Below are 26,635 nucleotides of genomic sequence, written 5' to 3'. Positions count from 1 at the left end.
GTTTGTTTTGTCGCATTATCTGACGCAAAGCCGCTTCGCACTTTTGCTGGAAATGCTCCGGTCACAAAAGGCCGGTTGGTTGTTCTGGAATTGAGTTTCCCTTGGCTGCAATTCCGGGTACGAATCCAGCATTGTGAGTTCAATGTGAGTTCAGGGAGAGAGTTTCGCTATGCGTACTGAAACCGGCCAGACATTCCGTCTCGAAGATTATCGTCCGACCCCATACGCCATACCCGAGACGAAGCTGGACTTCTCACTGGAACCGGAAAAAACTCTCGTCCGTGCTACGCTGACGATTGAACGCCGGGATGACACCCCGGCTGGCACGCCGTTGATTCTCGATGGTGACGAATTGAAGCTTGTCAGCATTGCCATTGACGGCAAGGCGCTTGCCGACAACAGCTATGCCGCAACGCCCGACCAGCTTGAAATCAGCGATCTGCCGGAAGGCAAGCGCTTCACGCTTGAAATCGTGACAGAAATCAATCCGACCACCAACCGCCAGCTATCCGGCCTTTATCGCTCCAGTGGCGTTTATTGCACGCAGTGCGAGGCAGAAGGCTTCCGCCGCATTACCTATTATTATGACCGCCCGGATGTGCTGTCAGTTTATACGGTGCGAGTTGACGCCGACAAGCAAGCTGCCCCCATTCTCCTGTCCAATGGCAACCCCGTTGACAGCGGATCGGTCGAAGGCAACTCGGACCGGCACTTCGCAATCTGGCACGATCCACACCCAAAACCGTCCTATCTCTTTGCACTCGTTGCCGGATCGCTTGGCATCGTAAAGGATCACTTCACCACGCAGTCCGGACGGCCTGTCGATCTGGCAATCTATGTCGAACATGGCAAGGAAAGCCGGGCACTCTATGCGATGGATGCACTGAAGCGATCCATGCGCTGGGACGAGGAGAAGTTCGGGCGCGAATATGATCTCGACGTCTTCAACATCGTTGCCGTTTCCGATTTCAACATGGGCGCGATGGAGAACAAGGGGCTCAACGTCTTCAACGACAAGTATGTGCTGGCCGATCCCGAAACCGCAACCGACGTCGACTATGCGGGCATCGAAGCGGTGATCGCACACGAATATTTCCATAACTGGACCGGCAACCGCATCACCTGCCGCGACTGGTTCCAGCTCTGCCTCAAGGAAGGCCTGACGGTCTATCGCGACCACGAATTTTCCGCCGATGAGCGCTCGCGCCCGGTGAAGCGCATTGCCGAAGTGAAGATTCTCAAAGCGCAGCAATTCCCGGAAGACGCCGGGCCGCTCGCTCATCCTGTGCGCCCGCGCGAATATCGTGAGATCAACAATTTCTACACGGCAACCGTCTATGAAAAAGGTTCGGAAGTCGTGCGCATGATCCGCACGATCATCGGGTCTGAGCTCTTCCGCAAGGGTATGGACCTCTATTTCGAGCGCCATGACGGAGAAGCGGCGACTATCGAGGATTTCGTCAAGGTTTTCGCCGATGTTTCCAGCCAGGACTTTTCACAGTTCGCGCTCTGGTACGATCAGGCTGGAACGCCAAAGGTGGAAGCCGCTTTCGCCTACGATGCTGCGAAGGAAACCTTCACGATTGAACTGGCGCAGTCGCTGGGAGCGACGCCCGGACAAACCGTCAAGAAGCCGATGCATATCCCGATTGCCTTCGGCCTTCTCGGTTCTGACGGCAAGGATATGATGCCAACATCCGTTGAAGGTGGAGACGTGCGCGGCGACGTCATCCATCTGCATCGTTCTTCCGAAAAGATCATCTTCCACGGCATCAAGGAACGCCCTGTGCCGTCGCTGTTGCGCGGGTTCTCGGCTCCCGTAAATCTATCAGCACCTCTATCGGATGATGATCGCGCATTCCTGGCCCTCAACGACAGCGATCCGGTTGCCCGCTGGCAGGCATTAACCGGAATGTTCAATCAGGCCCTGCTTGAAGGCGCCAAGCGTGTTCGCGGTGGTCATGCACCGGCGATTGATGATAAGTTCATCGAACTTGCCGGAAACATCGCTTCGGACGGAACGCTTGATCCGGCTTTCCGTGCGCTTTGCCTCACGCTGCCGAGCGAAAGCGACATCGCACGCGAGATGGGCAACAATGTCGATCCGGATGCGATTCTCGCCAGCCGAAACCATTTCGTGGACGCTATTGCCAACCGATATGCCGACGACTTCGCAAAGCTCTATGATGGCCTGAAACAGGATGGCGCTTTCTCGCCGGATGCAGACGCAGCAGGCAAACGTGCCTTGCGAAACGTGCTGCTCGATTATCTGAGCCGCCACGACAAAAGCCAGAAACGCGCCGCCAGCCAGTTCGCCAATGCGGATAATATGACTGACCGCTTCGCGGCACTGGCCGTGCTGGTGCACCGCTTTGGCGATACGAACGAGGCAAAGGACGCACTGGCAAGTTTCGAGCACCAGTTCGGCAAGGATGGTCTTGTGATGGACAAGTGGTTCAGCGTGCAGGCGAGCCGTCCCGGCGACCACGCCTTGCAGGCTGTGCGCGACCTTACGAACCACGCCCTCTTCTCGCTCGACAATCCGAACCGCGTTCGCTCCGTGATCGGCTCATTCTCCGCATCCAATCCGACCGGCTTCAATCGCAAGGATGGTGCGGCCTACGAGTTCTTTGCAGATACGATCCTGTCCATCGATCCAGAAAATCCACAGCTTGCAGCGCGGCTTCTGACGGCGCTTCGCTCCTGGCGTTCGCTCGAAGATACCCGCCGCGAGCATGCAAGGGCAGCGCTGGCGCGTATTTCGGGCACGGGCAAATTGTCTACCGACCTGCGCGATATCGTGGACCGGACTCTCGCCTGATTCGCGACCTATCCTGATCGTTATGATGATTCGCTCGTTCCGGCTGCTTAACCAGCAATCGGAACGAGCCGTTTCATGCTGATGAACGCAAAGGCGGCGGGCAGTCAGCTTTCATGAGTCTTTTCATGCCTTTAGCCGAATCAAGTGCGATGCTGATTCCACTTAAGAGCTTGAGATTCATGAATAAATTGGCTGATAAAACCCTGATTTTTACGCCTCGTTAACGAATTCGCTGGACAGCGCGAATCACTTTTGATTCATTGATCATATTCGGAGGTGGCGTATTCCGAATCACTTCACTCGCAGGGAATTCACGAGGGACCATTATATGGCGAGCACCGACGCGTATGGCGCGCCGGCGGGGACGCATTGCGAATCCGGTCGGAAAAGAAGGAAAGGCAAGCTTTCGGGCCATGTCAGTCTTCTTGCTGGTCCGGCCTATGGCAAGTTCATCTCAATCGAGCCTATCCTGCGACGCCTCGTTCCTGCGCTCATCATTATTTTCCTGATTATTCTCGGCGTAGCGCGCGTCTTCTCGATGCTGGCGTGGCGCGAGGATATCGAGCAGCAGCATAAGGCATTTCTGTCGGCTGCGACCGCCAATCTCGCACAGATGATCGAGCGTGTTGCCAATGGCACCGACGCCGGAGCGCAAATCGCGGCGAAGGATATTCAGGACACGATAGCCGAGTTTCGTTCGCGCGGGCTGTCGTCGTCCGGCATGACGCTTGCCGTCATTGACCCACAATCCTCCGTGGTGGCAATTTCGGGCCCGATGTCCGATCTATCCGGCAAGCCGGTCGATGCGATCCTTTCGGAAGCACAGCCGCTGTTCCTGTTTGCAGAACGTGCAGGCGTGCTGAAAGTCATGCTGCAGGGCGAGCCGGCTTTCGGTGCCTTGTCGAAGCCTATGACACTGCCCTATTCCGTTATCGCCGTTGAACTGGAAAGCACCATCTTCGCGGAATGGCGCCGCGCCGTGTCGCTCAATGTGACGCTCTTTGCGGGTACGACGGGCGTCATGTTCGCCATCCTTTACGCCTATTTCAGCCAGGCAGCGCGAGCCCGCGAGGCCGACGATCTTTCCAACCAGATCCAGCGCCGTATTGATCTGGCGCTGGGCCGCGGTCGATGCGGCCTGTGGGATTGGGACATGGCACGCGGTCGCATCTACTGGTCGCATTCCATGTACGAGATGCTGGGCTACGAAGCGCAGGATGCGGTGCTGCCATTCGGTGATGTGGCTGCAATCATCAATACGGAAGATGGCGATCTTTATTCGATCGCCGAACAGGCAGCGGCAGGCGATATTTCGCATGTCGACCGCGTCTTCCGCATGCGCCACGCCGATGGTTCGTGGGTCTGGATGCGTGTTCGCGCGGAAATCGCCAGCGAAGGTGATCTTCATCTGGTCGGCATTGCCTTCGACGTCAGCGAACAGCACCGCTTTGCACAGCAGACGGCGGAAGCCGACATGCGCATCCGCGAAGCCATCGAGAATATTTCGGAAGCCTTCATCCTGTGGGATTCCAACAACCGCCTCGTCATGGCGAATTCCAAGTTCAGTGAATATGCTGGCCTTCCTGTCTGGACGCTGAAACCCGGCGTGCCGCGCAACGAAGTTGATGCCCATACACGCCCGTTCACTTTCGAACGCCGCATGGCCAATGAACATAACCGCGCCGGTGGTCAGACCTTTGAACGCCAGCTCAGCGATGGCCGCTGGCTCCAGGTCAACGAACGTCGCACGCAGGACGGCGGCCTTGTTTCCATTGGCACGGACATTACCCAGCTCAAATTGCATCAGGAACGTCTGGTCGACAGCGAACGCCGCCTGATGGCGACCATTCACGACCTGTCGATTGCGCGCAAAGGCGAACGGGACCGCGTGCGCGAGCTGTCCGAACTTGCCCGCAAATACGGTCAGGAAAAGGAACGCGCCGAGGCTGCGAACCGTGCCAAGTCCGAATTCCTCGCCAATATGTCTCACGAGCTGCGCACGCCGCTCAATGCGATCATCGGTTTCTCGGAAATGATCCAGGCAGGCACGTTCGGCCCGCTCGGTTCCGACCGTTACGAGGAATACATCAACGACATCCATACAAGCGGCAACTTCCTGCTTAATGTCATCAATGACATTCTCGACATGTCGAAGATTGAGGCCGGGCATTTCTCGCTCGACCGTGAGCAGATCGATCTCTGCCCGCTTATCAATGAAACGGTACGCATGATTTCGCTGCAGGCGGATGAGAAGAATATTGCGGTCAATACACGCATCGAAGAGGCAATGCAGCTCTATGCCGACCGGCGCGCGATCAAGCAGGTGCTCATCAACCTTCTCTCCAATGCGGTGAAGTTCACATCCTATGGCGGGCAGATCACGGTACGGGCGCGAAAGACCGGCTCAGCCCTCTTCATGACTATTCAGGATACCGGTGTCGGCATTCCAAAATCGGCAATCAAGAAGATCGGCCAGCCCTTCGAACAGGTGGAAAACCAGTTCACCAAGACCCATACCGGTTCCGGCCTCGGGCTTGCCATCACCCGTTCACTGGCCGAGCTTCACGGCGGCTGGCTTCGCATTCGCTCAACCGAAGGCGTTGGCACCGTGGTTTCGGTCTGCATCCCTGATCGCAAGCGCGGTCAGGTTGGACATGGTGCGGAAATCCACGCGGCCTGATTAGATGGTCAAAAGCTTCTCAAAACTTGTCCGCACGTCAACGGCGACTTCGGCCAGATGATGCTCGACGCGCTTTATGTCTGGCATGTCGGCCGCACGGCATAGCAGGTCGATCATGCCGGGTATGAATTCTTCACGTTTGGCATCGCTTCCAAGACACAGACGGATCGTCTGGCTCAGATTGGTATAGAGGCGATGGGCGCCGACAAGGCTATCGGCAAGCGCCGGATCAGCGAAAGACGGGTCGAGGGCCGAAAGGATTTCTTCTGTACCCAAGGGACGCGGTTTCCGGTCGAGCTTATTTGCCAGCACGGCAAACTGGGCGATGAATTCCAGATCGACAATGCCGCCGGGCTTCAGCTTGAAATCCCAATCATCGGCAGGTGGCTTTTCCTGATAGATGAGGTCGCGCATCTCGCGCACATCCTTGGCGATCTTCTTCACGTCACGGGGAGAGACAAGAACCTCGTCGATCTCGCTTCTGATGTGATCCATAAACGCCTCGTCGCCATGGATCGGGCGCGCACGGGTCAAGGCCATGTGTTCCCATGTCCATGCTTCGCTGCGCTGATACTTGCCGAAGGATTCGATGTGGGTGGCAACCGGTCCCTTGTTGCCGGAAGGGCGCAGCCGCATATCGACTTCGTAGAGCACGCCCTCCGCCGTTGGCGCAGAAAGTGCCGCAATGAGCCGCTGGGTCAGGCGAATATAATATTGCGACGGAGCCAGCGGCTTTTCACCGTCTGATTCATCCGTCTCCTTGTCGTGATCGTAAAGCAGGATCAGATCGACATCCGAACCGGCGGTGAGTTCGCGACTGCCAAGCTTGCCCATAGCCAGAAGAGCCACCTTAGCGCCCTTAACCTTGCCGTGGCGTCGTTCCAGTTCGGCTTCGACAACCTCGAATGCCTTGCCGATCATCAGTTCAGCCAGATCGGAAAACGCGCGACCAGCGCGCACGCCATCAATGGCACTTGTGAGCAGGCGAATACCGATCAGAAAACGATGTTCGGCAGCGAAGATGCGCAGCCGGTCCAACACTTCCTCATAATCGGTCGCAGGTCCCAGAAACACGCGAAGCCGTTCTTCCAGATAGGAGCGTGTCGGCATCTCCGAGAAAATCGCCGGATCGAGCAAACCGTCAAAAACATGGGGGTTGCGCGTGATGATTTCGGCAAGCCGGGGGGCAGCGCTCATAATCATCACAAGAAGGTTCAGGAGACGGGGATTGGATTGCAACAGGCTGAAAAGCTGGATGCCCGCAGGCAAGCCCTTTAGAAAACCATCGAAACGCAAGAGCGCTTCATCCGCGCGCTTGGTCTCGGCAAAAGCCTTGAGCAGAGCAGGCGTAAGCTCAGTCAGACGCTCGCGCGCTTCTGCCGATTGTGTGGCGCGATAACGCCCGAAGTGCCACGTGCGGATCACGCGACATATATCGCTCGGGCGCTCATAGCCCATGGCCGCGAGCGTTTCCAGCGTGCCCGGATCATCCACATCGCCAGTGAAGACCAGATTGCCGGATGAGCTTCCAAGTTCGGGAGCCTGTTCGAACAGGGCCGCATAGTGCTTTTCGACGACCTTGAGCGCATCGAGAAAAACATCTGAAAAGGCTGCCGGATCGGCGTACCCCATCATATGGGCAACACGTGCAAAGCCTTCATCGTCTTCGGGCAGAATATGCGTCTGCTCGTCGGCGATCATCTGGATGCGGTGCTCTACGTCGCGGAGGAAATGATATTCCTTCGCCAAGGCATCGCGAGCCTTCTCGGTGATCCAGCCCCGCTCCGCCAGTCTTGCCAGCATCGGCACTGTCTGGTTGCCACGCAATTCGGGAAAGCGTCCTCCAGCGATGAGTTGCTGCGTCTGAACGAAGAATTCGATTTCGCGGATGCCGCCACGGCCCAGTTTCACATTGTGGCCGCGCACAGCGATATCGCCGTGACCCTTATGGGCGTGAATCTGCCGCTTGATCGAGTGCACGTCGGCAATGGCCGCATAGTCGAGATATTTGCGCCAGACATAGGGGGAAAGCTCCGCCAGCACCTGCTTCCCGGATTCGCGGTCCCCTGCAACGGGCCGCGCCTTGATCATCGCCGCGCGTTCCCAGTTCTGGCCGCGCCCTTCGTAATAATGAAGTGCCGCGCCGACAGGAATGGCCAGCGGCGTGGAACCGGGGTCCGGACGCAGGCGAAGATCGACGCGGAAGACATAGCCATCGCCGGTGCGATCCTGCAGGATGCGGACAAGGCGGCGCGTCAGCCGTGAAAAAGTTTCGACGCATTCATACGGATCGCCGATGGCCGGTCTGGTTTCATCGATGAAGACGATGAGATCAATATCGGACGAATAATTGAGTTCACGCGCACCGAACTTGCCCATGCCGAGAACAATCCAGCCGCTGTCCTTGTCAGGCTGGTTTCGGTCAGGAAGTTTGATCTTGCCCGCATTATCTGCATCAAGCAGCAGAAACCGGACGGCAGCGCCGGTGCAGGCCTCCGCCAGATCAGTGAGCCAGCCCGTCGTTGCTTCCGTATTGAAAATGCCAGCGAGATCGCAAAGCGCGATAAGAACATGCGCCTCACGTTTCAGAACACGCAGGCTGGTCATGAGGGAGGCTTCCGTCACGTCTGCACTTGCAGCACTGACCGAGATTTCCGCCAGAATATCTTCTAATGCGGCCTCCGGCGATTTGTCGACGATGCGATCCAGAATACGCGGATGACGGGTCAGTGCTTCGCGAATGAATGGAGAAAGATCGAGAACGGCGGAGATGAAGAGCGCGGCTTCTGCCTTTTTCAGCAAGGCTACGACGTCTGTAAGTTCCTCTTCTCCGGCACGCGCCGCAAGGTCGGCCAGGAAGGTCTCCGCCCTTGCGGGATCAAGCGGCGTCAAAGCACGAATCTCTCTCTTCAAGAATAGTGCCGTTGCGTTTTCTGCCGCCATGATCCCCTCTTATGTCACGCCATTATTCGACCTTGCCCGATGGCAATGGAAACTCCAGCACAGCGCGCAGGCCCGGATCATTGCCTTCAAGACGAAGTGCGCCACCGTGCAATTTCATCACAGCCTTGGCAAGACTTAAACCGAGTCCCGAACCGGGCTGCGTGCGGCTTTCCTCAAGGCGAACAAACCGTTCTGTCGCCTGTTCGCGTTTTTCTTCAGGAATGCCGGGACCATTATCGGCAACGATGATGCGGACCCAGTTCGGATCACGCTCCATCGAAAGACTCACGGTCTCGGTCCGCTCATCACCACCCGCATATTTGATTGCATTGTCCACGAGATTGGAAATCGTCTGCCCGACCAGTTCGCGATTGATATGAAGCGCAACTTCATCGAGATCGCCAAGTGTCAGGTTCACACCCGCATCCTCGGCAACGGGCTCATACATTTCGGCCACGTCGCGAAGGATCGGCGCTACCGGCATGTTTTCGAGATTCTCCGATGAATAGCCTGCTTCAAGACGCGAAATCATCAGGATCGCGTTGAAGGTCCGGATCAATTGATCCGACTCGCCGATAATATCTTCAAGCGCCTCACGATATTCAGGTCCGGCCTTCTTGCCGGAAAGAGCTTCTTCCGCTCGATTGCGCAGGCGCGTCAGCGGCGTTTTGAGATCATGCGCGATATTGTCGGAGACCTGCTTCAGCCCCTCGTTCAATTCCAGAATTTTGCCAAGCATGACATTGAGATTGCCCGACAGGCGGTCGAATTCATCACCGGAACCGTTGACCGGAAGCCTGCCCGTCAAATCCCCATCCATGATGCGCTGTGAAGCCTTGGACACGTCATCGATGCGCTTTAAGGCGCGGCGTCCTACAAATAGCCAGATCAAGAGCGCTCCAACGCCCATGATACCTAACGCCAGCATCAGTGACCGGCGAACAACATCACGGAACCGCTCCGGTTCACCCAGATCGCGACCGACCAGAAGCCGCATGCCGTTCGGCAATGCGATCACGACCGCAATGGCGCGGTGCTCCGTCTCCGTGCCCTGCTCGCCATAACGTCGATATTTGAACCCGCGCTCGATAACGCCATCTGTGTCCAGAACACCAGGCTCCACGCTCTCCACATTACCCGCAAGGATACGGCCTGTCGGATCAGCGACCAAATAGAGATAAGCGCCCGGCTGGCGCGAGCGATAATCGATTGTACGCACAAGCTGCGGAATGCCGCCCCGCGCATAGCTCTTGCCAATGCTGCCGATCTCCTCGCCCAGCGATTGCTGGGTCTGCGCGGCCAGCATGGAAGCAGACAGATTGGTCATGTAGAAGACCAGCGCTACCGCGCCGACGATGAACAGCAGCAGATAGAGCGTCGATAGTCGAACGGCGGTTGTGCGCATGAGCGCTGAAAAGCGGCTCATCAATCCACCTTGGCGGCTGCGGATTGTTTTGCACGTCCGGCCTTCAGCATGTAGCCGGCGCCACGCACCGTATGAAGCAGAGGAACGTCGAAGCCCTTCTCGATCTTGGAACGCAAACGCGAGATATGCACATCGATCACATTGGTCTGCGGATCGAAGTGATAATCCCATACGTTCTCGAGCAGCATCGTGCGCGTGACAACCTGTCCGGCATGACGCATCAGATATTCGAGAAGTCGGAACTCGCGAGGCTGGAGCGTAATATCCACATCCTGACGGCGCGCTGTATGCGCAAGCCGGTCAAGCTCCAGATCGCCGACACGGTAGATCGTATCTGCTTCGCGGGGACTGGAACGACGCTGCAGAACCTCGACGCGAGCCAGCAGTTCGGAGAATGCATAAGGCTTGGTAAGGTAGTCGTCACCACCGGCTCGCAGGCCTGTGACGCGGTCATCCACTTCGCCGAGTGCGGAAAGGATCAGGACCGGGGTTTCCATGCCTTTGGCACGCAAACCAGCCACAACGGACAAGCCATCGCGCTTCGGCAACATGCGATCGACTACGAGGACATCGTAGCTTCCATTCTCGGCCAGCGTATAGCCGGTCTCGCCGTCACCGGCGATATCGGCGGAATGTCCGGCCTCGGTGAAGGCCTTCTCCAGATAGCGGGCCGCTTCGCGGTCATCTTCAATAACGAGAATCTTCATGGCGCTACTTATAATACCGTTTGATGATAAGGCGATGCCAGGCGGAGAGCCGCCTGGCATCGAATTGCTCAGAGCCTCAAGGGCTGCCGGTCATCATCCCTGATCGATCGGCAGGGCCACGAAGCGGCTCTGATCGTTGCTCTGCAATTGCAGCAGCACTGCCTTGCGACCCGACTTGGCGGCTTCGCTGATGGCGTTGTTGATGTCCTTGGCGCTCTTCACCGTCTGGTTGTTGACGCTCAAGATGATATCGCCGGAACGGACACCACGGTCAGAGGCATCGCTATCGGGATCAACGTCGGTTACCACCACGCCGTTGCCATCTTCGGATGGGGTCACGGTCAAGCCATAGGAGTCGAGCGTCTCGTTCTGGCTGCCGCCGCCATTGTCGCCCGAAGTGCTGGCCGACTTGCCGAGGTCGCCAGGCATCGCCTCGATGGTGATGTCAATTGCCTCGGCCTTGTTCTTGCGCCAGACGGTGAGTGCCGCCTTTTCGCCTGGAACAATGCCAGCAACCTTGCGTGCCAGATCGCGCGGGTCCTGAACGGGTTCGCCGTTGACGGCAGTGATCACATCACCGGACTGGATGCCAGCCTTGGCAGCGGGACCATCCTTTTGCGGCGAAGCGACGATTGCGCCCTTCTCTTCGGCAAGGCCGAGCGAAGCAGCAATATCCTTGGTCACCGGCTGAATCTGGACACCGATCCAGCCACGTTCGACCGAACCCTTCTTGATGAGCTGGTCAACGACCTGCTTTGCGGTGGAGGCCGGAATTGCAAAGGCAATACCCACGCTACCGCCCGAAGGCGAGAAGATTGCGGTGTTGATGCCGATGACCTGACCGGACAGGTTGAAGGCCGGACCACCAGAGTTGCCCTTGTTCACAGCCGCGTCGATCTGGATGAAGTCGTCGTAAGGACCGGCGCCGATATCACGGCCGCGAGCCGACACGATACCGGATGTCACCGTACCGCCGAGACCGAACGGATTGCCGACAGCCACAACCCAGTCACCGACACGAATCTTGTTGTCGTCGCCGAATGCAACATAGGTGAACTTCTTCTTCGGATCGTTGACCTTCAACACGGCCAGATCGGTGCGCGGATCGGTGCCAATCAGCTTGGCGTCAAGTTCCGTGCCGTCATCCATGACAACGCTGTAGGCATCGCCGTCGGAAACCACGTGATTGTTGGTCACGACATAGCCGTCTTCGGAAATGAAGAAGCCGGAACCCTGGGCGACCGGACGTTCATGACCGGGACGCGGACCGCGCTTGCCGGGGCCACGACGATCCGGGCGGGCATCGGGACGAGCGTCGCCACGCGGATCCATGCCGAAATCACGGAAGAAGCGCTTCAGCGGATGATCGTCCGGAAGCTGATCAAATCCGGGAGGGCCCGAGAACTGGCCGCCGTCGCCGCGATCAGCAGTTTGCTGCACGTCCTTCTTCACGCGGACGCTGACAACAGCCGGACGAACCTTCTCAACAAGATCGGCAAAACCCGCAGCCTGCGGCGGAGGCGTTACCTGGACTGCATCGGCACGCGCATCATTGAGCGCACCAAGCGGGCCGGTAGCGAGGAAACCACCGGCGAGAGCAGCCGATAGTGCAATCGCGGCAACGCCCTTGCGATAGTTGGAAATCCTGGCTCTGGACATTTATTTCTCCTTACGAGCAGTAATCCGGCCGCCGCCCTGATCTTTCAGGAAACGCAGGCCTGTGAAACCTTTATAGAGCGTAAGATAGTCAGGGCTACCTTACCGCTCCGTTTCCACAACATGAAAGTTTCGTAAGGTTGCGAATAAGATTCGCAAGCAGATGTCAGTTATTTGCCGTCCAGCAGACGCGAGAGTTCGGCTTTTTCGCTGTCGGTAAGCGGTTTGGGTGCTTCGCCCGCCTGCCTGCGCCCGCGAAAGGCAAAAATCAGCGCAACCGCACCGATTAAAAGGACGACGACCGGAAAGCCCCACAGAAGCACGGTACGCGCATTGAGGCGCGGCTTCAAAAGAACGAACTCACCATAACGGTCAACGATGAAGTCTATCACCTGTTGGTCGCTATCGCCTTCCTTCAGGCGGTCACGCACGAGAATGCGAAGATCACGGGCAAGTTCGGCATTGGAATCGTCGATGGATTCGTTCTGGCAGACCATGCAGCGCAATTCGCCGGAAATCGTGCGGGCGCGCTTTTCAAGCGCCGGATCGGACAGGACTTCATCGGGATTGACCGCGAGCGCCGCCGTTCCTTGAATAGCCAGAGCAGCGCCAAGCAGGAGAGCTGCGAATGCCGACCGCTTTCTCATGCTGCGGCCTCCGCTTCTTTCGACGCAGACTTGCGACTGCGTGACGGCGCGCCGACCCGCAGACGACGATCTGCCAGGGAAAACAGCGCACCCACCATCATGACAAGGGCGCCATACCAGATGAGCGTCACGTCAGGCTTCCACCAGATACGAACCACAACTGATCCGTCACCCGGCTCATCGCCAAGCGCAACATAGACCTGGCTGAACCACAGCGTCTTGATACCTGATTCCGTGGTTGGCATCTGGCGTGCCGGGAAGAAGCGCTTGGACGGTTCAATCTGTCCGAGAGTGCGTGCGCTGGAATCGAGCAGGGTGAAAGTGCCGCGATTTTCGGTGAAGTTCGAGCCGGTCAACGGACGGAGGCCCTCAAATCTCAGCGTATAATCCTGCACCTTGGCTGTGTCGCCCGGACGCATGATCAGCACATTCTCAGTGCCAAACGTGGTCACGCTCACAATGCCAAGCAGCGTCACGCCAAGCCCGATATGGGCGAGCGCCGTGCCAAAGACCGAGCGCGGCAAACCCTTGAAGCGCGCAAATGCTTTGCTTGCGGAAACCTTGCCAATGCCAGCCTTGAGAACGAGGTCCGTCAAACTGCCGAAAATCAGCCACACGGCAAGTCCGATCCCGCAGGCGGCGAGAACCGATTTCGCCGATGTACTCCACAAGACAATCCCCGCCGCCAAAAGCGAGAGCGCGAAAGCCGTCATCAACCGTTGCGACACGCCGTAAAGATCACCGCGTTTCCAGGCGAGTAACGGACCGAACGGAACTGCAAAAAGAAGCGGGATCATCAGCGGGCCGAACGTCATGTTGAAGAACGGTGCGCCAACGGAAATCTTGTCGCCGGTCATCACTTCGAGCAGCAGCGGATAAAGCGTACCGATCAGCACGGTCGCGGCAGCGGTCGTCAGGAACAGATTGTTGAAGACGAGCGCACCTTCGCGGGAGATCGGGTGGAAAATGCCCCCCGCCGTCAGGCTCTGTACGCGAAGTGCGAAAAGCGACAGCGATCCGCCAATGAAGATTGCAAGGATCGCCAGAATGAAAAGACCGCGTCCCGGATCGGTGGCGAAGCTGTGAACCGAGGTCAGAACGCCGGAGCGGACAAGGAATGTGCCGAGTAGCGATAGCGAAAAGGTAAGGATCGCCAGCAGCACGGTCCAGATTTTCAGCGCGGAACGCTTTTCCATCACGAGAGCGGAATGGAGCAAGGCTGTACCAACCAGCCACGGCATGAACGATGCGTTCTCGACCGGGTCCCAGAACCACCAGCCACCCCAGCCAAGCTCGTAATAAGCCCAGTAGGAACCCATCGCGATACCGCCGGTCAGGAACATCCAGGCCACGAGTGCCCACGGACGCACCCAGCGCGCCCACGCGGCATCGAGACGCCCCTCGATCAGTGCCGCCACGGCAAAGGAGAAGCATACCGAAAAGCCGACATAGCCGAGATAGAGCAGCGGCGGATGGATCGCGAGGCCAATATCCTGAAGGATGGGATTGAGATCGCCACCCTCCATCGGAGCCGGGAAAATACGGGTGAACGGGTTCGAGGTGAAGATGATGAATGCCAGAAATGCGACGCTGATCCAGCCCTGTACGGCAAGAACGTTGGCGCGGAGCGTTTCAGGCAGATTGCCGGAAAATGCAGCCACCAGCGCACTGAAGAAGGTGAGAATGAACACCCACAGCAGCATCGAACCTTCGTGATTACCCCAGACGCCGGTGATCTTGTAAAGGAGAGGCTTTTGGGAATGCGAGTTCTCGACCACGTTCAGAACCGAGAAATCCGACACGACATAGGCATGGACAAGCACGGCCGATGCAAGGCAGATCAGCGCAAAGACTGCAATTGCTGTCGGCACGGCGACGGCCATGAGTTGCGTATCCCGGCGATGCGCGCCGACCACCGGCACGATCGATTGGACAATCGACAGTGCCAGCGCCAGAACCAGAGCAAAATGGCCGATTTCGACACTCATCTGCAATCTCCATCAAGCACCCTGCCGGACCACGGGTCCGATATGGAATGCCCTAACTATTCGCTTTAAGCTGTTCCAAACGCAAAACCGCTTCACACTTTTGCTGGAAATGCCATAATTTCTATTTGCCTTCCCAGACGCCCTTTTCCTTCAGGCTGTCGGCAAGGTCCTTGGGAATGTAATTCTCGTCGTGCTTCGCCAGCACATTGTCGGCGCGGAAAACACCATCGTCTCCGAAACGCCCTTCGGCGACAACGCCCTGCCCTTCGCGGAAGAGATCAGGTGGAATGCCTTCGAACACGACTTTCACAGTCTTGATCGTATCCGTCACCGTGAAATGCAGTTCGCTGCCCTCGCGGCTGACGGAACCTTCCTCAACGAGACCACCAAGGCGGAACCGCGAGCCCGAGGCCCTATCCTGTTCCGTCAGGTCGGCAGGCGTACGGAAGAAACGAATGTCCTGACTGAAGGCCATCAGCATCAGTCCGACCGCTATGGCCAGAACCGCCAGTGCGCCACCGATCAGGAACAGGCGCTTGCGCTTTCTCTGGCTAACGGTCCGGGCAAAACTACCCGCCGGTTTGGTACCTCGTGCATTGTCGTCTGCGGTCGCGCTCATTTTTGTGCGTTCCCTGTTTCCAGTCCAAGACCGGCTGCGAAACTCTGCAAGTTCGTCCGGCTTTCGCCCTGAAGGGCTGTCATGCCGCGATTGAGAGCGTCCAGCGCTGCATCGCGACGGTTGAGGATCATATAGGAGCGCACGAGACGCTTCCAGCCTTCGACATCCCCACTATTCTGGCGAAGACTTTCATCAAGACGTTGAACCATGCCTTCGATCATCGCCTGCCGGTCCTCCTGGCTGAGCGACGAAGCGGCATCGACATCGTCTGCTGTCGGCCCTTTCGGTTGTTGGTCGCTACCGGAAGCGGGGTTACGAAGCCGGGCGATAGCCTGTTCGATCTGACCGCGCCACGGCGCATCGGCGGGTGCCTTGTCGAGGAATGCCTGGAGGCGATTGGCGGCCATATCCATCCGACCATCCTGCATCTCGCCCTGTGCAAGATAGAACTGCGGACGCACATCATTTGGTTCGAGATCGGCAGCTTTCTTGAAAAAGCCTTCTGCCTCGGCGGTCACGGTGCCACCCGAAGCGGTTGCCAGTGCTTCACCCAATCCCAGAACACGCGGGAAATTCTCACCGGCAATACGAATGGAACTGCGATATGCATTGACGGCATCAGTGGCACGACCAAGCCGCAGATAGATCGGCGCCAGCACATCCCATCCACGCACATCGCCCGGATTTTGCGCCAGATGCGCTTCGGCACGCGCCACAAGCTCATCGACAGAGCCGCGATCCGCACTGGCCGAAAGCCGTTCGGCGAGCGGCATGGACGGCATGTCCGGCTTGCCGAAAAGCGGATAGATGCCCCAGGCGATCAGCGGCACGGCAAGGACCGCAATGAAAGCCAGCAATCGGCCTGGTGCAGCCTTGCTTGCGGCTTCCGCAGCTTCCTTGCCTGACTTTTCAGCATTCAAAATGCGACGCGAAATTTCGATGCGCGCCTGTTCGGCGCTCTGCGGGTCGATCATGCCGCGTGCAGCGTCGGCTTCGACCTCGCGCAACTGATCCCGATAGACCTCAAGGTCATTCTTTTCAGCGGGCAAGAATGCCTGCTTGCGCCGCGCGAGAGGCAACAAAACAGCCAGAGTGGCTGCCAATGTCAGTAGTGCTGCAATAAGCCAGAATCCCATGGCTACGACTTAAGCGCAGCCAAGGGAAAAACCAACTACTACCTGCAGTAAGTTGCTGACTAGGGCAATTCGCCGCAAAGGTAGGACGCTGGAGTTTAGGTCAGCGGCGTCCAACTACCGTCCGGATTGCGACATGCCGTTCCGCGCGCAGTCTGCTGCGACCCGCCAATGGTGAAGCTGTGCGAATACTGGCGGCAATTCTGAGAGCCCACCTGATAGGGCTGCGCCGCCGTCACATCGCCGGAGTTCGATCCGCTGCCGCTCCAGGATACGGCCTTGCCGGCCGGCGAATATTCAAGCGCGCGATATTCAGCCTCAAGCGCCTTCTTGCGGTCGACTGCATTCAACTGATTTGCGGAGTTGCCGAGCAGACCGTTGCCAAGCGGCGTCAACAGGCTTGTTTCCGGCTTCTGCGCCGTAGAACCGCCGCCCAGCGAGCCGAGACCTGTGCCCTTGCTCGTCGTGCCGCAGGCCGACAATGCGAGCGCCACGGCAAGCATCGTCGAAGCAACTGAAACTGGGTGAGAAAACCTGGATACCATCATCATAACAACCGGCCTTCATAAACAATTAGCATGCACACTATATCGGCATGTGGCTTTTTCAATTTAATTGTCTAGAGCGGATCCTGTTAAAATGAAATCACGGATCCACTCTATCTCTTGGTTTTTAAGCATTATCCGACGCAAAACCGCTTCGCACTTTTGCTGGAAATGCTCTAGTTGGCTTTTGGCCAAAAACAACCGTCAATCTTCCGTCAGCGGCAACACGACCCGGACACCCAATCCACCGAACGGACTCTTGCCCAGATGCAGATTGCCGCCATATTCGCGAACGGTATCCTGCACGATTGCCAGCCCGAGCCCGGTTCCCGGTTTCGTTTCATCGACACGGCTGCCGCGCTTCAGCGCCGCTTCGATCTTGTCCGGTGCCAGACCCGGCCCGTCATCTTCTATCAGGACTTCGAATTGTCGTTGCTCCCCAGAAATAGGGGCAAGCCTGATATTGATGCGTGTGCGGCCCCATTTGCCCGCGTTCTCCAGCAGGTTGCCGACAATCTCTTCCAGATCTTCCTGCTCTCCGGCAAAAACGGCGCTTGGCAGATCATTCCTGAAGGTAACGCTGAAAGCCGGATTGAGTTTCGCCGTCACGCGCTGCATGCGTTCGAGAACCGGCGTCACAGGTGTACGGAACACCACACTGTCGCGCTGCGCGGCAATGCGCGCGCGCTGTAGATAGTGCTGTATCTGCACCTGCATCGCCTCGCTCTGTTCCTGCACGATGCGTCCGTGTTCGCCACCCATGTTTCGTGCTTCATTGACCAGCACGGAAAGAGGGGTTTTGAGAGAATGTGCGAGATTGCCGACCTGTGTTCGCGAACGCTCTACAATGCGCCGATTGTTCTCGATGAGCGCGTTCATTTCGGTTGCGAGCGGCGCAATTTCGACGGGCAGCGATGCGTCGAGCTTTGACGAGCGCCCCTCGCGAATATCCGCCAGCGCCTGACGCACCTTGTCGAGCGGACGCAGGCCGAACAGAATCACAGCCGCATTGATGAGAATACTGCCGATGCCGAAGATCGCCAGATAAGTTGTGAGGCTGGTTCTGAAATCGGATATCTCCTTCAGGACCTCGCTGAGATTGCCCATGACACGAAAACGCGCAATGCGGTTGGCATTATCCAGCACCACTTCGGTCTCAACGATAAAAAGCTCCTCGCCATTGAGGCCGGGCAAGGTGTAGCTGCGCATGAAGGAGCTATCGAACGGTGCCTGCGTGATCGGCATTTCCGGCACGATGCGCCCGATCAGCGACGGCGATTGCAGCTTTCCGGTCAGATTCGGCGTGACGGGATCGACAGACCAGTACCAGCCGGAGAGCGGGCTCGAATAGCGCAATTCACCCAGTTCCGGACGCCCCTGCAGCACGCCTTCGCCCGACGTGCTGACGGCACCGACCAGACTGAACAGATGAGCAGTCAACAGGCGTTCAAAATTGCTGCGTGCCGCATCGCCATACAGTGACCCGATGAAAGTGGCCACCACCACAAGCGCCACGATGACCCAGATCGTCGAAAGCGTGACGACGCGGACCGCGAGCGAACGCAAGGGAGGAAAGACGCGAAGAAGCTTCAGCTGTCGTTGCCTTTCGTTTCGCTCTCGACCTCCCCTTCGGAGCGGATGCGATAGCCCATGCCGCGCACCGTTTCGATCAGGTCCACACCCATCTTTTTGCGAAGGCGGCCGACAAAGACTTCAATCGTATTAGAATCGCGGTCGAAATCCTGATCGTAGAGATGCTCAACCAGTTCGGTACGCGAGACCACCTCGTCCATATGGTGCATCAGATAGGACAGAAGCCGGTATTCGTGTGAGGTGAGCTTGAGCGCGACGCCGTTGACACTTGCCTTCGACGTTTTCGTATCGAGATAGAGCGGCCCGCAGACGAGTTCCGACGAAGCATGACCAGCAGCACGGCGGATCAGGGCGCGTAGCCGCGCCAGCACTTCCTCGATATGGAAGGGCTTTGCCACATAGTCGTCAGCACCGGCATCGATACCGGCAACCTTGTCGCTCCAGCGGTCGCGGGCGGTGAGCATGAGAACGGGCATGGCACGCCCGCTGCGCCGCCAGCGCTCCACGACACTGATGCCGTCCATGCGCGGCAGGCCGATGTCGAGCACCACCGCATCATAAGGCTCGGTATCGCCGAGATAATGCCCTTCTTCGCCGTCATAGGCACGGTCGACCACGTAACCGGCAGCAGCCATCGCTTCGGAAAGCTGCCGGTTCAGGTCCTTGTCGTCTTCAACGATCAGGATACGCAAGCGGACATTCTCCCCTCAATTCATGTATAACAGCGCTTAAAGCTGTTGTTATTGAGCGGGAACGGCCACTTCAACGCGGCGCGGACGCTCGCCATCGCGGCCCGGCACAAGCACCACAACCACACACACGGCGCGGCCGTTCTGAGTCGCAGCGGTTGCCTTGGCGAGCTGGCCGCCCTGCTGGGCAGCCACCTGTTCGCCGACCGCCGCGCAATCTCCGGCGGCAGCGACGATGAGATTGGACTTCTGCGGCGCAGTTATCGGCAGGGCACCGGCATCGACCGGCAGCAAGCCAATACTAACCGCGAAAAGCGCGAAAACTTTGAGTGCAGAATTTTGTTTCATCATGCCGCCTTATATAGCGCCCCACAGCTGAACGATGCATGAACAACCATTCCTCTTCCGGGCCCAAAGGAAAATTCAGCCTCTGACTATCACGCTTTGTGAAATTATGAAATGCGTGAAGTTGCCCTGATACGCCCGATTATCGTAACAATTCCGGCAATTGCAGTCGCCAGTTGCAGCAGAACATCCGTTAGGGCACCCTGATCGATCAGATCGGTCGCCACGCCGAAAACGCCCGCAAGCGACAGAAAAAGCGCGACAAGACCAGCCCAGACCGTGCGGGAAAGATACCATGATTTATCGATGTTCATAATTTTTCCTTTCAGTTGATAATGGCCGGGACATCGAGACACGCAAAATCACCCGGTCCGCTCTTCGCGCCGATCATTGCAACGCGAAACTGGAATTGCGCATCGCCGAGGTCAGCCTGTCTTTCGGATGATCCATATGCCCATGACGCCACCGACGTCTGGCTGCTTCGTACCAACATTCCGCCTCGCCAGATTTCGATGCGATAAGCCTCACGCTCCTCGCCAAGCGGAATGTCCTCACCAAGCCAGTTATCGGGCCAGTCATCCGCATCGATCCGCCCGCGCCTGATCCAGCTGAAGGAAAGATCGCCATTCGCCAACAGCACCATCTTCGGATGAACCGGGCTGAGTGGACGCAGGCCGCGCGCACCGCCGCGCGACCGGACCGTATCGAAATACTCATCTGAAAAAACCTTGCCAGCCGTTCCAACGCGCCAGTTGAGTTCGAGCCCCACTTCCGACGCCTGAAGACCGACAGAAACAACGGAGCTATCCAGCAATATGAAGGGCGTCTCGACTTCCTTCAGAACCGATGCGGCCCGCTCGGTCCCCAACTGTCCGCGCAGAAGGCGGCTGAGTTTCCAGCGATTGAGGCCGATTTCCTCTGCGTCCAGAAACTGCAACACTTCCCATTCGCTATTCGGTGAACGCAACAGAGCCGTGTTGGCTCCGTTCAGTATCTGCGCCATGGGCCGCGATTGCAGCTCACCCGAATAAAGAACCACCTCAACCGACTGCCCCTCGATCAAGCGTCCGCTCGGAGCGCCTTCAAGCGGTGCGGTCAGCTCGCCCATGATTGCCCGGTCCTGCACGATGGCGCGTTCCGAGAAACCATCGTCTGAAGGTGACGCGAACACTGCCGCCCCGCGCCATGGCTTTGCATGACAGGCGATGCGGAATTGCCCGACGGGTTCTTCTGCGCCGGGCCAGAGCGGCAAGTCGATGAGGTGGAAGATCGGCTTCATATCGAGAGCCGGACCGCCGCCGGGGCTGGTTGGTGTTTTGCCATGATCCGCAAAGGCGATGTTCGGCGCCAGCGCGATTGCGCGAACGGTGCGGATTTCTCCGTCTTCTACTCCCGTTACAACATAGTTGCGCTCACCGCCCATAATGCCGAGCCGCACGCGGTCTCCGACATGAAGCACAGCCATCGACCAGGGCAGCGCGAAGTCCACCGAGCGCCGCTCCGCATAACGCCGCGCCATCCATGCTTCGGCGAGCGCTGTTGCCTGCCCCTGCTCCATGACGCCGGAAAGGCTCAGCGTTTCCGTGCCCTGCCCCTCCTCGCGACGGACCGAAGCGCCAGCGATCTGGAAATCCCGTAGCGGATCGTTGCAATAAAGCTCGGCCACGGAGGGCAGATCGCCCTGATCCTCGATAGTGATCGTGAGAGCTTCCCGGTCATCCGGCTGTACGAAATCGGACAGTTGAAGCGCTGGCCCCGCATGCGTGATGCTTTTGAACACGAAGCGCCCGGCCTGTTCATAACCATGAACTCCAAAGACATTCAAAAGTGGTTCCAGTACGCCCCGCGCGCTCGATGGTTCACCGATTACAAAACCGGAAAGATAGCCATCTGCTCCGGTGCAATCGGCTTCCGGCAAGCCAAAATCCTTGAGAATGTTTGCAATCAGCTCATCCAGCGACACGCCGCTGATGCGTCCGTTCAGCCAATGGCCGAGGCGCCAGTTTTCCGTGTCGCCCCAGATATCGGCAGCGAGCGGAAATTCCGGAAACGGCCTCGTATCCCAGGACCACAGATAGATGCGATCCATATCCAGCATCGGCCCGCCATAGAGTGGGGAAACGGGATTATTGTTTTGCCAGTGGCGATAATGCGCGCGCAGAAATCGGTCCATGCCGATATCCGCGCGTGACCCGTTTGAAAAATACGGCGTCGCATTTTCCGATGATTTTGGATCGGGAAAGACATTCGGCTGGTTCGGCCCCTTGTCGACGGCGGGACAGCCAAGTTCGGTGAACCAGAACGGCTTTGACTGTGGTATCCACGCCGTCGGCTGCGCGGCTTCGGTCCCTGCCATGCGGTTATAATGCCGGTTGCTCCACCAGCCTTCGAGGTCCTTATAGCGATAAACCCACGGCTTGCCTGCAAGACCATCCGTAATAAGCGAGCGCCTGCGGGCCTCACGATCCCCGGCATTTGCATAATACCAGTCATAGCCCTCGCCCGACGCCACATGGTCTGTGAGCCCATCCAGATCATAGGCCGTCTCGAACCCGTCCGGATTACCGTCGTCGAGGTCACTGTCGCGCCAGTCGGCAAGCGGCATGTAATTATCGATCCCGATGGCATCGATAGCCGGATGCGACCATAGCGGATCGAGATTGAAGAACAGGTCGCCGCTGCCATCCTGCGCCTGATAGCCGAAATATTCCGACCAGTCGGCGCCATAGGTGATCCTGCAACCGCTGCCAAGCTTTGTCCGCATTTCAGCGGCAAGCGCGCAAAGATGCGCGACGAAGGGGAAGCTTTCCTGTCCATCGCGGATGCCGGTGAGGCCACGCAACTCCGATCCGAGCAGGAAAGCATCGACACCACCAGCCTGCTGCGCCAGATCGGCACAATGGTTGAGAAAGCGGCGATAGCCCCATTGTCCATCGACAAAGGCCTGCACCTGTTCGCCAGCAGCAATCGTCTTGTCCGGCGAACCGGCAACGCCGATGGCAGGGTGACAGGTGATGCGCCCGCGCCACGGATAGGCAGGCTGGCCAAAGTCGCCATAGGGTGACGGCAACGAATTGCCCTCCGGCACATCCATCATGATGAAAGGGTATAAAGTTACCTTGAGCCCGCGTGCCTTCGCATCGCGAATGGCAGCAATCACGGTTTGATCGGATGGCGTTCCGCCATAGGCCGCCCCCTCGCCGCTTGTGGAAATGAGATGGGCTGTTGCCCGCGTTACATTTTCCACCGCCCACGCATGGCTCGGCTTGCGCGCTGAAAGCGCAGTGACACCCGGGCGAATACGGCAGGAACCGGCGCGCAGATCGTCGCCAAACCATGGCAGCACAATTGCAACGTGGTGCAGGTCAGGACAGAGCGTCTGCAACTCGTCCATCGAAGCGGTCCAGTCGCTGCGCGCGCGCAGAATATTGCGGTTGATCCAGCGCTTCTGACCAGCGAGCGGTTCGTCACTCACCGGATCGGGCAACAGGCCGAACTCGGTTGAACCGGGGATCAGCGCCACCGCCCGGACTGATTGCGCAACCTTGCCGACGGGACGCATCACTTCGAACTGGAACTGCGGCAGACGATTGCCAAACTTGTCGAGCGGGATGCGCTCGAACACCACATAGGCGGTGCCGCGATAGGCAGGCGCGTTGCCCGCCCCCTGCTTCGCCTCGATCAGCGGATCGGGAGCCTGCGTGTCCGTACCGCTATAGATACGCATTTCAATCTCGGTGAGATCGAGTTCCTGCCCATCGGCCCATATGCGGCGAATACCGGCAATCGAGCCTTCCGCAACAGCATAGGCGGCGTTGCCGAAATAGCTGTAGCTGGTGACCTTCGGTCCGCCCTTGCCGCCCTGACGCTCTGTGGTCTTCTGCTCCTCGAAGCGCGTCGCCCAGATGAGCGTGCCGGAAACCCGGACCGTGCCATAGACGAAAGGCAGAGCCGCACCTTCTTCGGCAGTGGCGACGCGCCCGCCGTTCAGTCGCGCACCTTCGACATGACGTGTGGAATTGATGAGTGCATTGTCGATGGCATAGCCGCCCATCGCGCCAAGACTGGCACCAATAGCGGCACCGACAGGCCCGAAGATGCCGCCGACCGCAGCCCCCACCGCCTGCAAAACGATTGTGGCCATGAATCAGATTTTCCGTTCGGGAAAGATGAAAATTCCAGCGATACGATTTCGCCATTGCGGCACCAGCGCCGATGCCATCACGCTATGCCCCTGATAGGCATGGATGAAACGGTTTTCATGCGCCATGATCCCGAGATGCTTGGCCGCAAGACCAACCCGCCAGCGAAACACGACAAGGTCGCCGGGCATTGGCACGGGAGAAGCCCGCCGGTTCATGTGGCGGGACGCTGCCTCCAGCATGGGATCGCCGCAGGAGACATCAGCCCAGTCGGGCGCATAGACGCCGGGTGCTTCCGGTTCGTCCCCGTAAAGCGCACGCCAGACGCCGCGCACCAGGCCGAGACAATCGCAACTGACCCCGCGCGTAGAAGCACCATGGCGATAGGGCGTGCCGATCCACCGTTCGGCCTCGGACAGAACTTCCTCAGCGATCATCATGGAACCAGCGCACTCCCGTCATATTCGTTGCCGCCATTGACATAGGCATAGGCCGCGTCATTGCCCGGCAGATGCGGGAAACCGCGAAAATTTGTACCGTTGGCGAACCTGGCCTTGCAGGTCGCAAAGCTCTTGTCGCAACCGGCAATGATGCGAAACGCATCGCCTTGCGCGACAGGCAGAACAGGTGGTTCGGCAAGTTTTAGAACCTGCCCGATATGGCCCGTCACGCGGACGGTCCGACCGGCATTCCCACCGCCAGTCCAATTCAGCATTCCGCCTGAAAACCAGCCCGAAGCAAAGCCGTCCAGACCTGCCGCAGTCAGGCTTAGACCGTCCGCCGCCAGCACCGTGCTCTCGGCAAAGTAACGAGGATCGTTGACATCAACGCCGCAACGACTGTCCCCCAGACTGGCATCGCAATGGCGCAGAACCCGGCGTCCGCGTACCGCGTCGAACGCCGCAGCCGCCCCTTTCAGTTCCATCACGAACCGGCTGCCGGACCTGCTGATCTTGCCAGCCGTCCAGCGACGCAAAAGCATATACTGTCCAGGCTCCGACCAGTTCACCAGATAGGCCTCAATGGAGGCGCCGTCATAGCGGCCCTGCTCGATATCCATATCGCTGATCTTCGCTGATGACAGAACACCCTCGACCTCGCCACCTGCCACCGACAGGCCGAGCGTGGTCGAGGCTTCGCTGCTGTTGAGGCCGGTCAAAGGCTCGCAAGCAATCCCGCCCACCTGCACCGTGCGATCATGATCGGTAAAGCCCAGAACAATGCCGTCGCTTCGTCTGATAAGCCATCCGAAGCAATGGCTTGTCACCTCGCCCTGCAAATGTGATTCAAGTTCAGCCGGAACCGGGATCATATCTTCACCTCTATGATCGGGATCGAAGGAATTTCACCCGCCTGAAACGAGGCGATGCTTGCGGTCAGGCGATCTGTGTCAAAACGCACCGGCACGTCGAACAGAAATCCGGCAGTGATGATTGCGCCCGGCGCGGGCAGGTAATCGGGTGAAAAACTCACCGTTCCGGTGGCGTGATCCACGGAGAAAGCTTCGCCGTTCGGCAGGGTTACGCCATTTGCCCCGACCAGCACAGAACCGGCAACGGGGTGTGTGATCCGACGGTCGTAGGTCTCATAATGTTTGACGAGCGGAAAGCTGGTCTTCTCCCCATCGCCGACGCCGATCCGCTGATCGCTCACTTCGGGCGGAGCGCTGCCGAAGGCTGACGAAAAATCGAACGGGTCGCGAAACCGGAATGCATGAAGCGATCCGCGCCGCGCTTCGAAGAAGGCCAGCACCTGTCTCAGATCGTCTAGCGAACGCAAACCGATTCCGGCATCGAAATGACGACGCGAATGCGCCCAGCGGGCATTGCGCTTTTCCATGCCGGAGGTGAGCGTTACGATTTCATTGCGCCATTCCGGCCCGCCCGTCGAACCGAAGGAAACGCCGAGCGGAAAGCGCACATCATGAAAGGCTTCGATCATGCTCAAAGCCTCCTTGCGCCGCGGCGCACCGCGCCTGCCAGCATCGTCGAAAGCTGCGCTTCCGATTTGCGGAAGGACGAAGCATCCGGCGACGTCATGTTGAAGACAACCTGCACCGGCTTGCCGCCGCCACCCGTTGCAACGCCAAGGCGACCATCCGCGCCACGTGCGAGTGGCAGGATCGCCTCGGCACCTGCTTCGCCCGTCAGGCCGAGCGAGCCGTTGCCCATGCCGAAATAGGTGGGGCTCGACACCACCCCGCCCTTGGCAAACGGCATAATGCCGCGAATGCCGCTGAAAAGCCCGCCCATCATTGATGAGGTGAGGCTTTGCAAGGGCTGCATGCCTGCCGAAAGCGCAGTCCCGGCCAGATTGCTGGCAAGGCCGCGCAGCACGTCCTCCAGCCCCTTGCCGGATGTGATCGCGCCTTTCAAGGCAGAGCTCAGGCTGTTGCCGAAGCTCGACGAGCGCTTTTCAAGATCTGTCAAAGCGCGGTCAAAGGCGCTCGTATCCGCGTTGACGGCTACGGTAACGGTTTCATCTGTCATTGTTCACCTGTCGGGAAAGGCGCGCATCAGCGTTTCGAGCGACTGGCGCGAAGGCGCGTCGAAAACCGGCGCGGCTGGGCCAAGCGCGGCGTTCAGTTCACGCGGCGTCATCGACCAGAATGCCTGTGGGGAAAGCCGCAGCAGACCGACCCCCGCTCGCATCACCTCATCCCAGGGAAATGGCCCTGGAAACGGCTTTTGCGGTGGAGATT

General features: G+C 58.4%; 21 protein-coding genes. 2 read left to right on the top strand and 19 right to left on the bottom strand.

Annotated elements, in window-relative coordinates:
- Positions 1 to 169: 169 nt before the first annotated feature.
- Together pepN and F9K94_RS22375 are read left to right on the top strand one after the other, a co-directional pair.
- Positions 170 to 2,821 carry an aminopeptidase N gene (gene pepN / locus F9K94_RS22380; RefSeq protein ID WP_151648703.1) on the top strand — a complete coding sequence of 884 codons (2,652 nt, stop codon included), beginning with the start codon at positions 170 to 172 and terminating at the stop codon, positions 2,819 to 2,821.
- 328 nt (positions 2,822 to 3,149) lie between these two features.
- Positions 3,150 to 5,501: a PAS domain-containing sensor histidine kinase gene (locus F9K94_RS22375; RefSeq protein WP_151648701.1), complete on the top strand. Its 2,352-nt coding sequence runs from the start codon at positions 3,150 to 3,152 to the stop codon at positions 5,499 to 5,501.
- Here the strand turns inward: F9K94_RS22375 and F9K94_RS22370 are convergent, their stop codons facing one another.
- The 19 genes from F9K94_RS22370 to F9K94_RS22280 all read right to left on the bottom strand — a co-directional run bounded on the left by F9K94_RS22370 (position 5,502) and on the right by F9K94_RS22280 (position 26,585).
- Positions 5,502 to 8,444 (bottom strand): bifunctional [glutamine synthetase] adenylyltransferase/[glutamine synthetase]-adenylyl-L-tyrosine phosphorylase, encoded by a 2,943-nt coding sequence (locus F9K94_RS22370; RefSeq protein ID WP_151648699.1) that lies wholly within the window; start codon positions 8,442 to 8,444, stop codon positions 5,502 to 5,504.
- A 22-nt stretch (positions 8,445 to 8,466) separates the two neighbouring features.
- The gene (locus F9K94_RS22365; protein WP_192799562.1) at positions 8,467 to 9,873 is read right to left on the bottom strand and encodes a sensor histidine kinase; all 1,407 of its coding nucleotides are present in this window, start codon (positions 9,871 to 9,873) and stop codon (positions 8,467 to 8,469) included.
- Positions 9,870 to 10,577, bottom strand: coding sequence for a response regulator transcription factor (locus F9K94_RS22360; RefSeq protein WP_061347250.1), 708 nt, complete (start codon positions 10,575 to 10,577; stop codon positions 9,870 to 9,872). The genes F9K94_RS22365 and F9K94_RS22360 overlap by 4 nt, the downstream gene beginning before the upstream one ends.
- Before the next feature lie 93 nt (positions 10,578 to 10,670).
- Positions 10,671 to 12,236, bottom strand: a complete 1,566-nt coding sequence (locus F9K94_RS22355) for a Do family serine endopeptidase (RefSeq protein WP_061347249.1) — start codon at positions 12,234 to 12,236, stop codon at positions 10,671 to 10,673.
- A 167-nt stretch (positions 12,237 to 12,403) separates the two neighbouring features.
- Positions 12,404 to 12,880 (bottom strand): cytochrome c-type biogenesis protein, encoded by a 477-nt coding sequence (locus F9K94_RS22350; protein ID WP_151648695.1) that lies wholly within the window; start codon positions 12,878 to 12,880, stop codon positions 12,404 to 12,406.
- Positions 12,877 to 14,868, bottom strand: a complete 1,992-nt coding sequence (locus F9K94_RS22345) for a heme lyase CcmF/NrfE family subunit (RefSeq protein WP_151648693.1) — start codon at positions 14,866 to 14,868, stop codon at positions 12,877 to 12,879. Before F9K94_RS22345 ends, F9K94_RS22350 begins: the two co-directional genes overlap by 4 nt.
- Positions 14,869 to 14,989: 121 nt before the next feature.
- The gene (ccmE, locus tag F9K94_RS22340) at positions 14,990 to 15,487 is read right to left on the bottom strand and encodes a cytochrome c maturation protein CcmE (protein WP_151648691.1); all 498 of its coding nucleotides are present in this window, start codon (positions 15,485 to 15,487) and stop codon (positions 14,990 to 14,992) included.
- Positions 15,484 to 16,623: a c-type cytochrome biogenesis protein CcmI gene (gene ccmI / locus F9K94_RS22335; protein ID WP_151648689.1), complete on the bottom strand. Its 1,140-nt coding sequence runs from the start codon at positions 16,621 to 16,623 to the stop codon at positions 15,484 to 15,486. Before ccmI ends, ccmE begins: the two co-directional genes overlap by 4 nt.
- 95 nt (positions 16,624 to 16,718) lie before the next feature.
- Positions 16,719 to 17,171, bottom strand: coding sequence for a hypothetical protein (locus F9K94_RS22330; RefSeq protein WP_151648687.1), 453 nt, complete (start codon positions 17,169 to 17,171; stop codon positions 16,719 to 16,721).
- Between the two features lie 198 nt (positions 17,172 to 17,369).
- Complete coding sequence (locus tag F9K94_RS22325; RefSeq protein WP_151648745.1) at positions 17,370 to 18,680, bottom strand: ATP-binding protein; 1,311 nt, start codon at positions 18,678 to 18,680, stop codon at positions 17,370 to 17,372.
- Between the two features lie 74 nt (positions 18,681 to 18,754).
- Positions 18,755 to 19,450 (bottom strand): response regulator transcription factor, encoded by a 696-nt coding sequence (locus tag F9K94_RS22320; protein ID WP_151648684.1) that lies wholly within the window; start codon positions 19,448 to 19,450, stop codon positions 18,755 to 18,757.
- Positions 19,451 to 19,498: 48 nt separating this feature from the next.
- Positions 19,499 to 19,795 carry a hypothetical protein gene (locus F9K94_RS22315; protein ID WP_151648743.1) on the bottom strand — a complete coding sequence of 99 codons (297 nt, stop codon included), beginning with the start codon at positions 19,793 to 19,795 and terminating at the stop codon, positions 19,499 to 19,501.
- A gap of 104 nt (positions 19,796 to 19,899) precedes the next feature.
- Positions 19,900 to 20,106, bottom strand: coding sequence for a hypothetical protein (locus F9K94_RS22310; protein WP_151648682.1), 207 nt, complete (start codon positions 20,104 to 20,106; stop codon positions 19,900 to 19,902).
- 11 nt (positions 20,107 to 20,117) lie between these two features.
- Entirely contained in the window at positions 20,118 to 23,936 is a 3,819-nt protein-coding gene (locus tag F9K94_RS22305) for a baseplate multidomain protein megatron (RefSeq protein ID WP_151648680.1), read from the bottom strand.
- Positions 23,937 to 23,939: 3 nt separating this feature from the next.
- Positions 23,940 to 24,374 (bottom strand): C40 family peptidase, encoded by a 435-nt coding sequence (locus F9K94_RS22300; RefSeq protein WP_151648678.1) that lies wholly within the window; start codon positions 24,372 to 24,374, stop codon positions 23,940 to 23,942.
- Positions 24,371 to 25,246 carry a DUF2163 domain-containing protein gene (locus tag F9K94_RS22295; protein ID WP_151648676.1) on the bottom strand — a complete coding sequence of 292 codons (876 nt, stop codon included), beginning with the start codon at positions 25,244 to 25,246 and terminating at the stop codon, positions 24,371 to 24,373. The genes F9K94_RS22300 and F9K94_RS22295 overlap by 4 nt, the downstream gene beginning before the upstream one ends.
- A complete protein-coding gene (locus F9K94_RS22290) occupies positions 25,243 to 25,875 on the bottom strand; it encodes a TIGR02217 family protein (RefSeq protein WP_151648674.1) in 633 nt (210 codons plus the stop codon). The genes F9K94_RS22295 and F9K94_RS22290 overlap by 4 nt, the downstream gene beginning before the upstream one ends.
- 2 nt (positions 25,876 to 25,877) lie before the next feature.
- Entirely contained in the window at positions 25,878 to 26,423 is a 546-nt protein-coding gene (locus tag F9K94_RS22285; RefSeq protein WP_151648671.1) for a phage tail tape measure protein, read from the bottom strand.
- A gap of 3 nt (positions 26,424 to 26,426) precedes the next feature.
- Complete coding sequence (locus F9K94_RS22280) at positions 26,427 to 26,585, bottom strand: rcc01693 family protein (RefSeq protein ID WP_407922063.1); 159 nt, start codon at positions 26,583 to 26,585, stop codon at positions 26,427 to 26,429.
- Positions 26,586 to 26,635 lie beyond the last annotated feature (50 nt).

It is taken from the genome of Brucella tritici (assembly GCF_008932285.1).
GTDB classification, from domain to species: domain Bacteria; phylum Pseudomonadota; class Alphaproteobacteria; order Rhizobiales; family Rhizobiaceae; genus Brucella; species Brucella tritici.
This window is presented reverse-complemented; position numbering and strand designations above follow the sequence as displayed.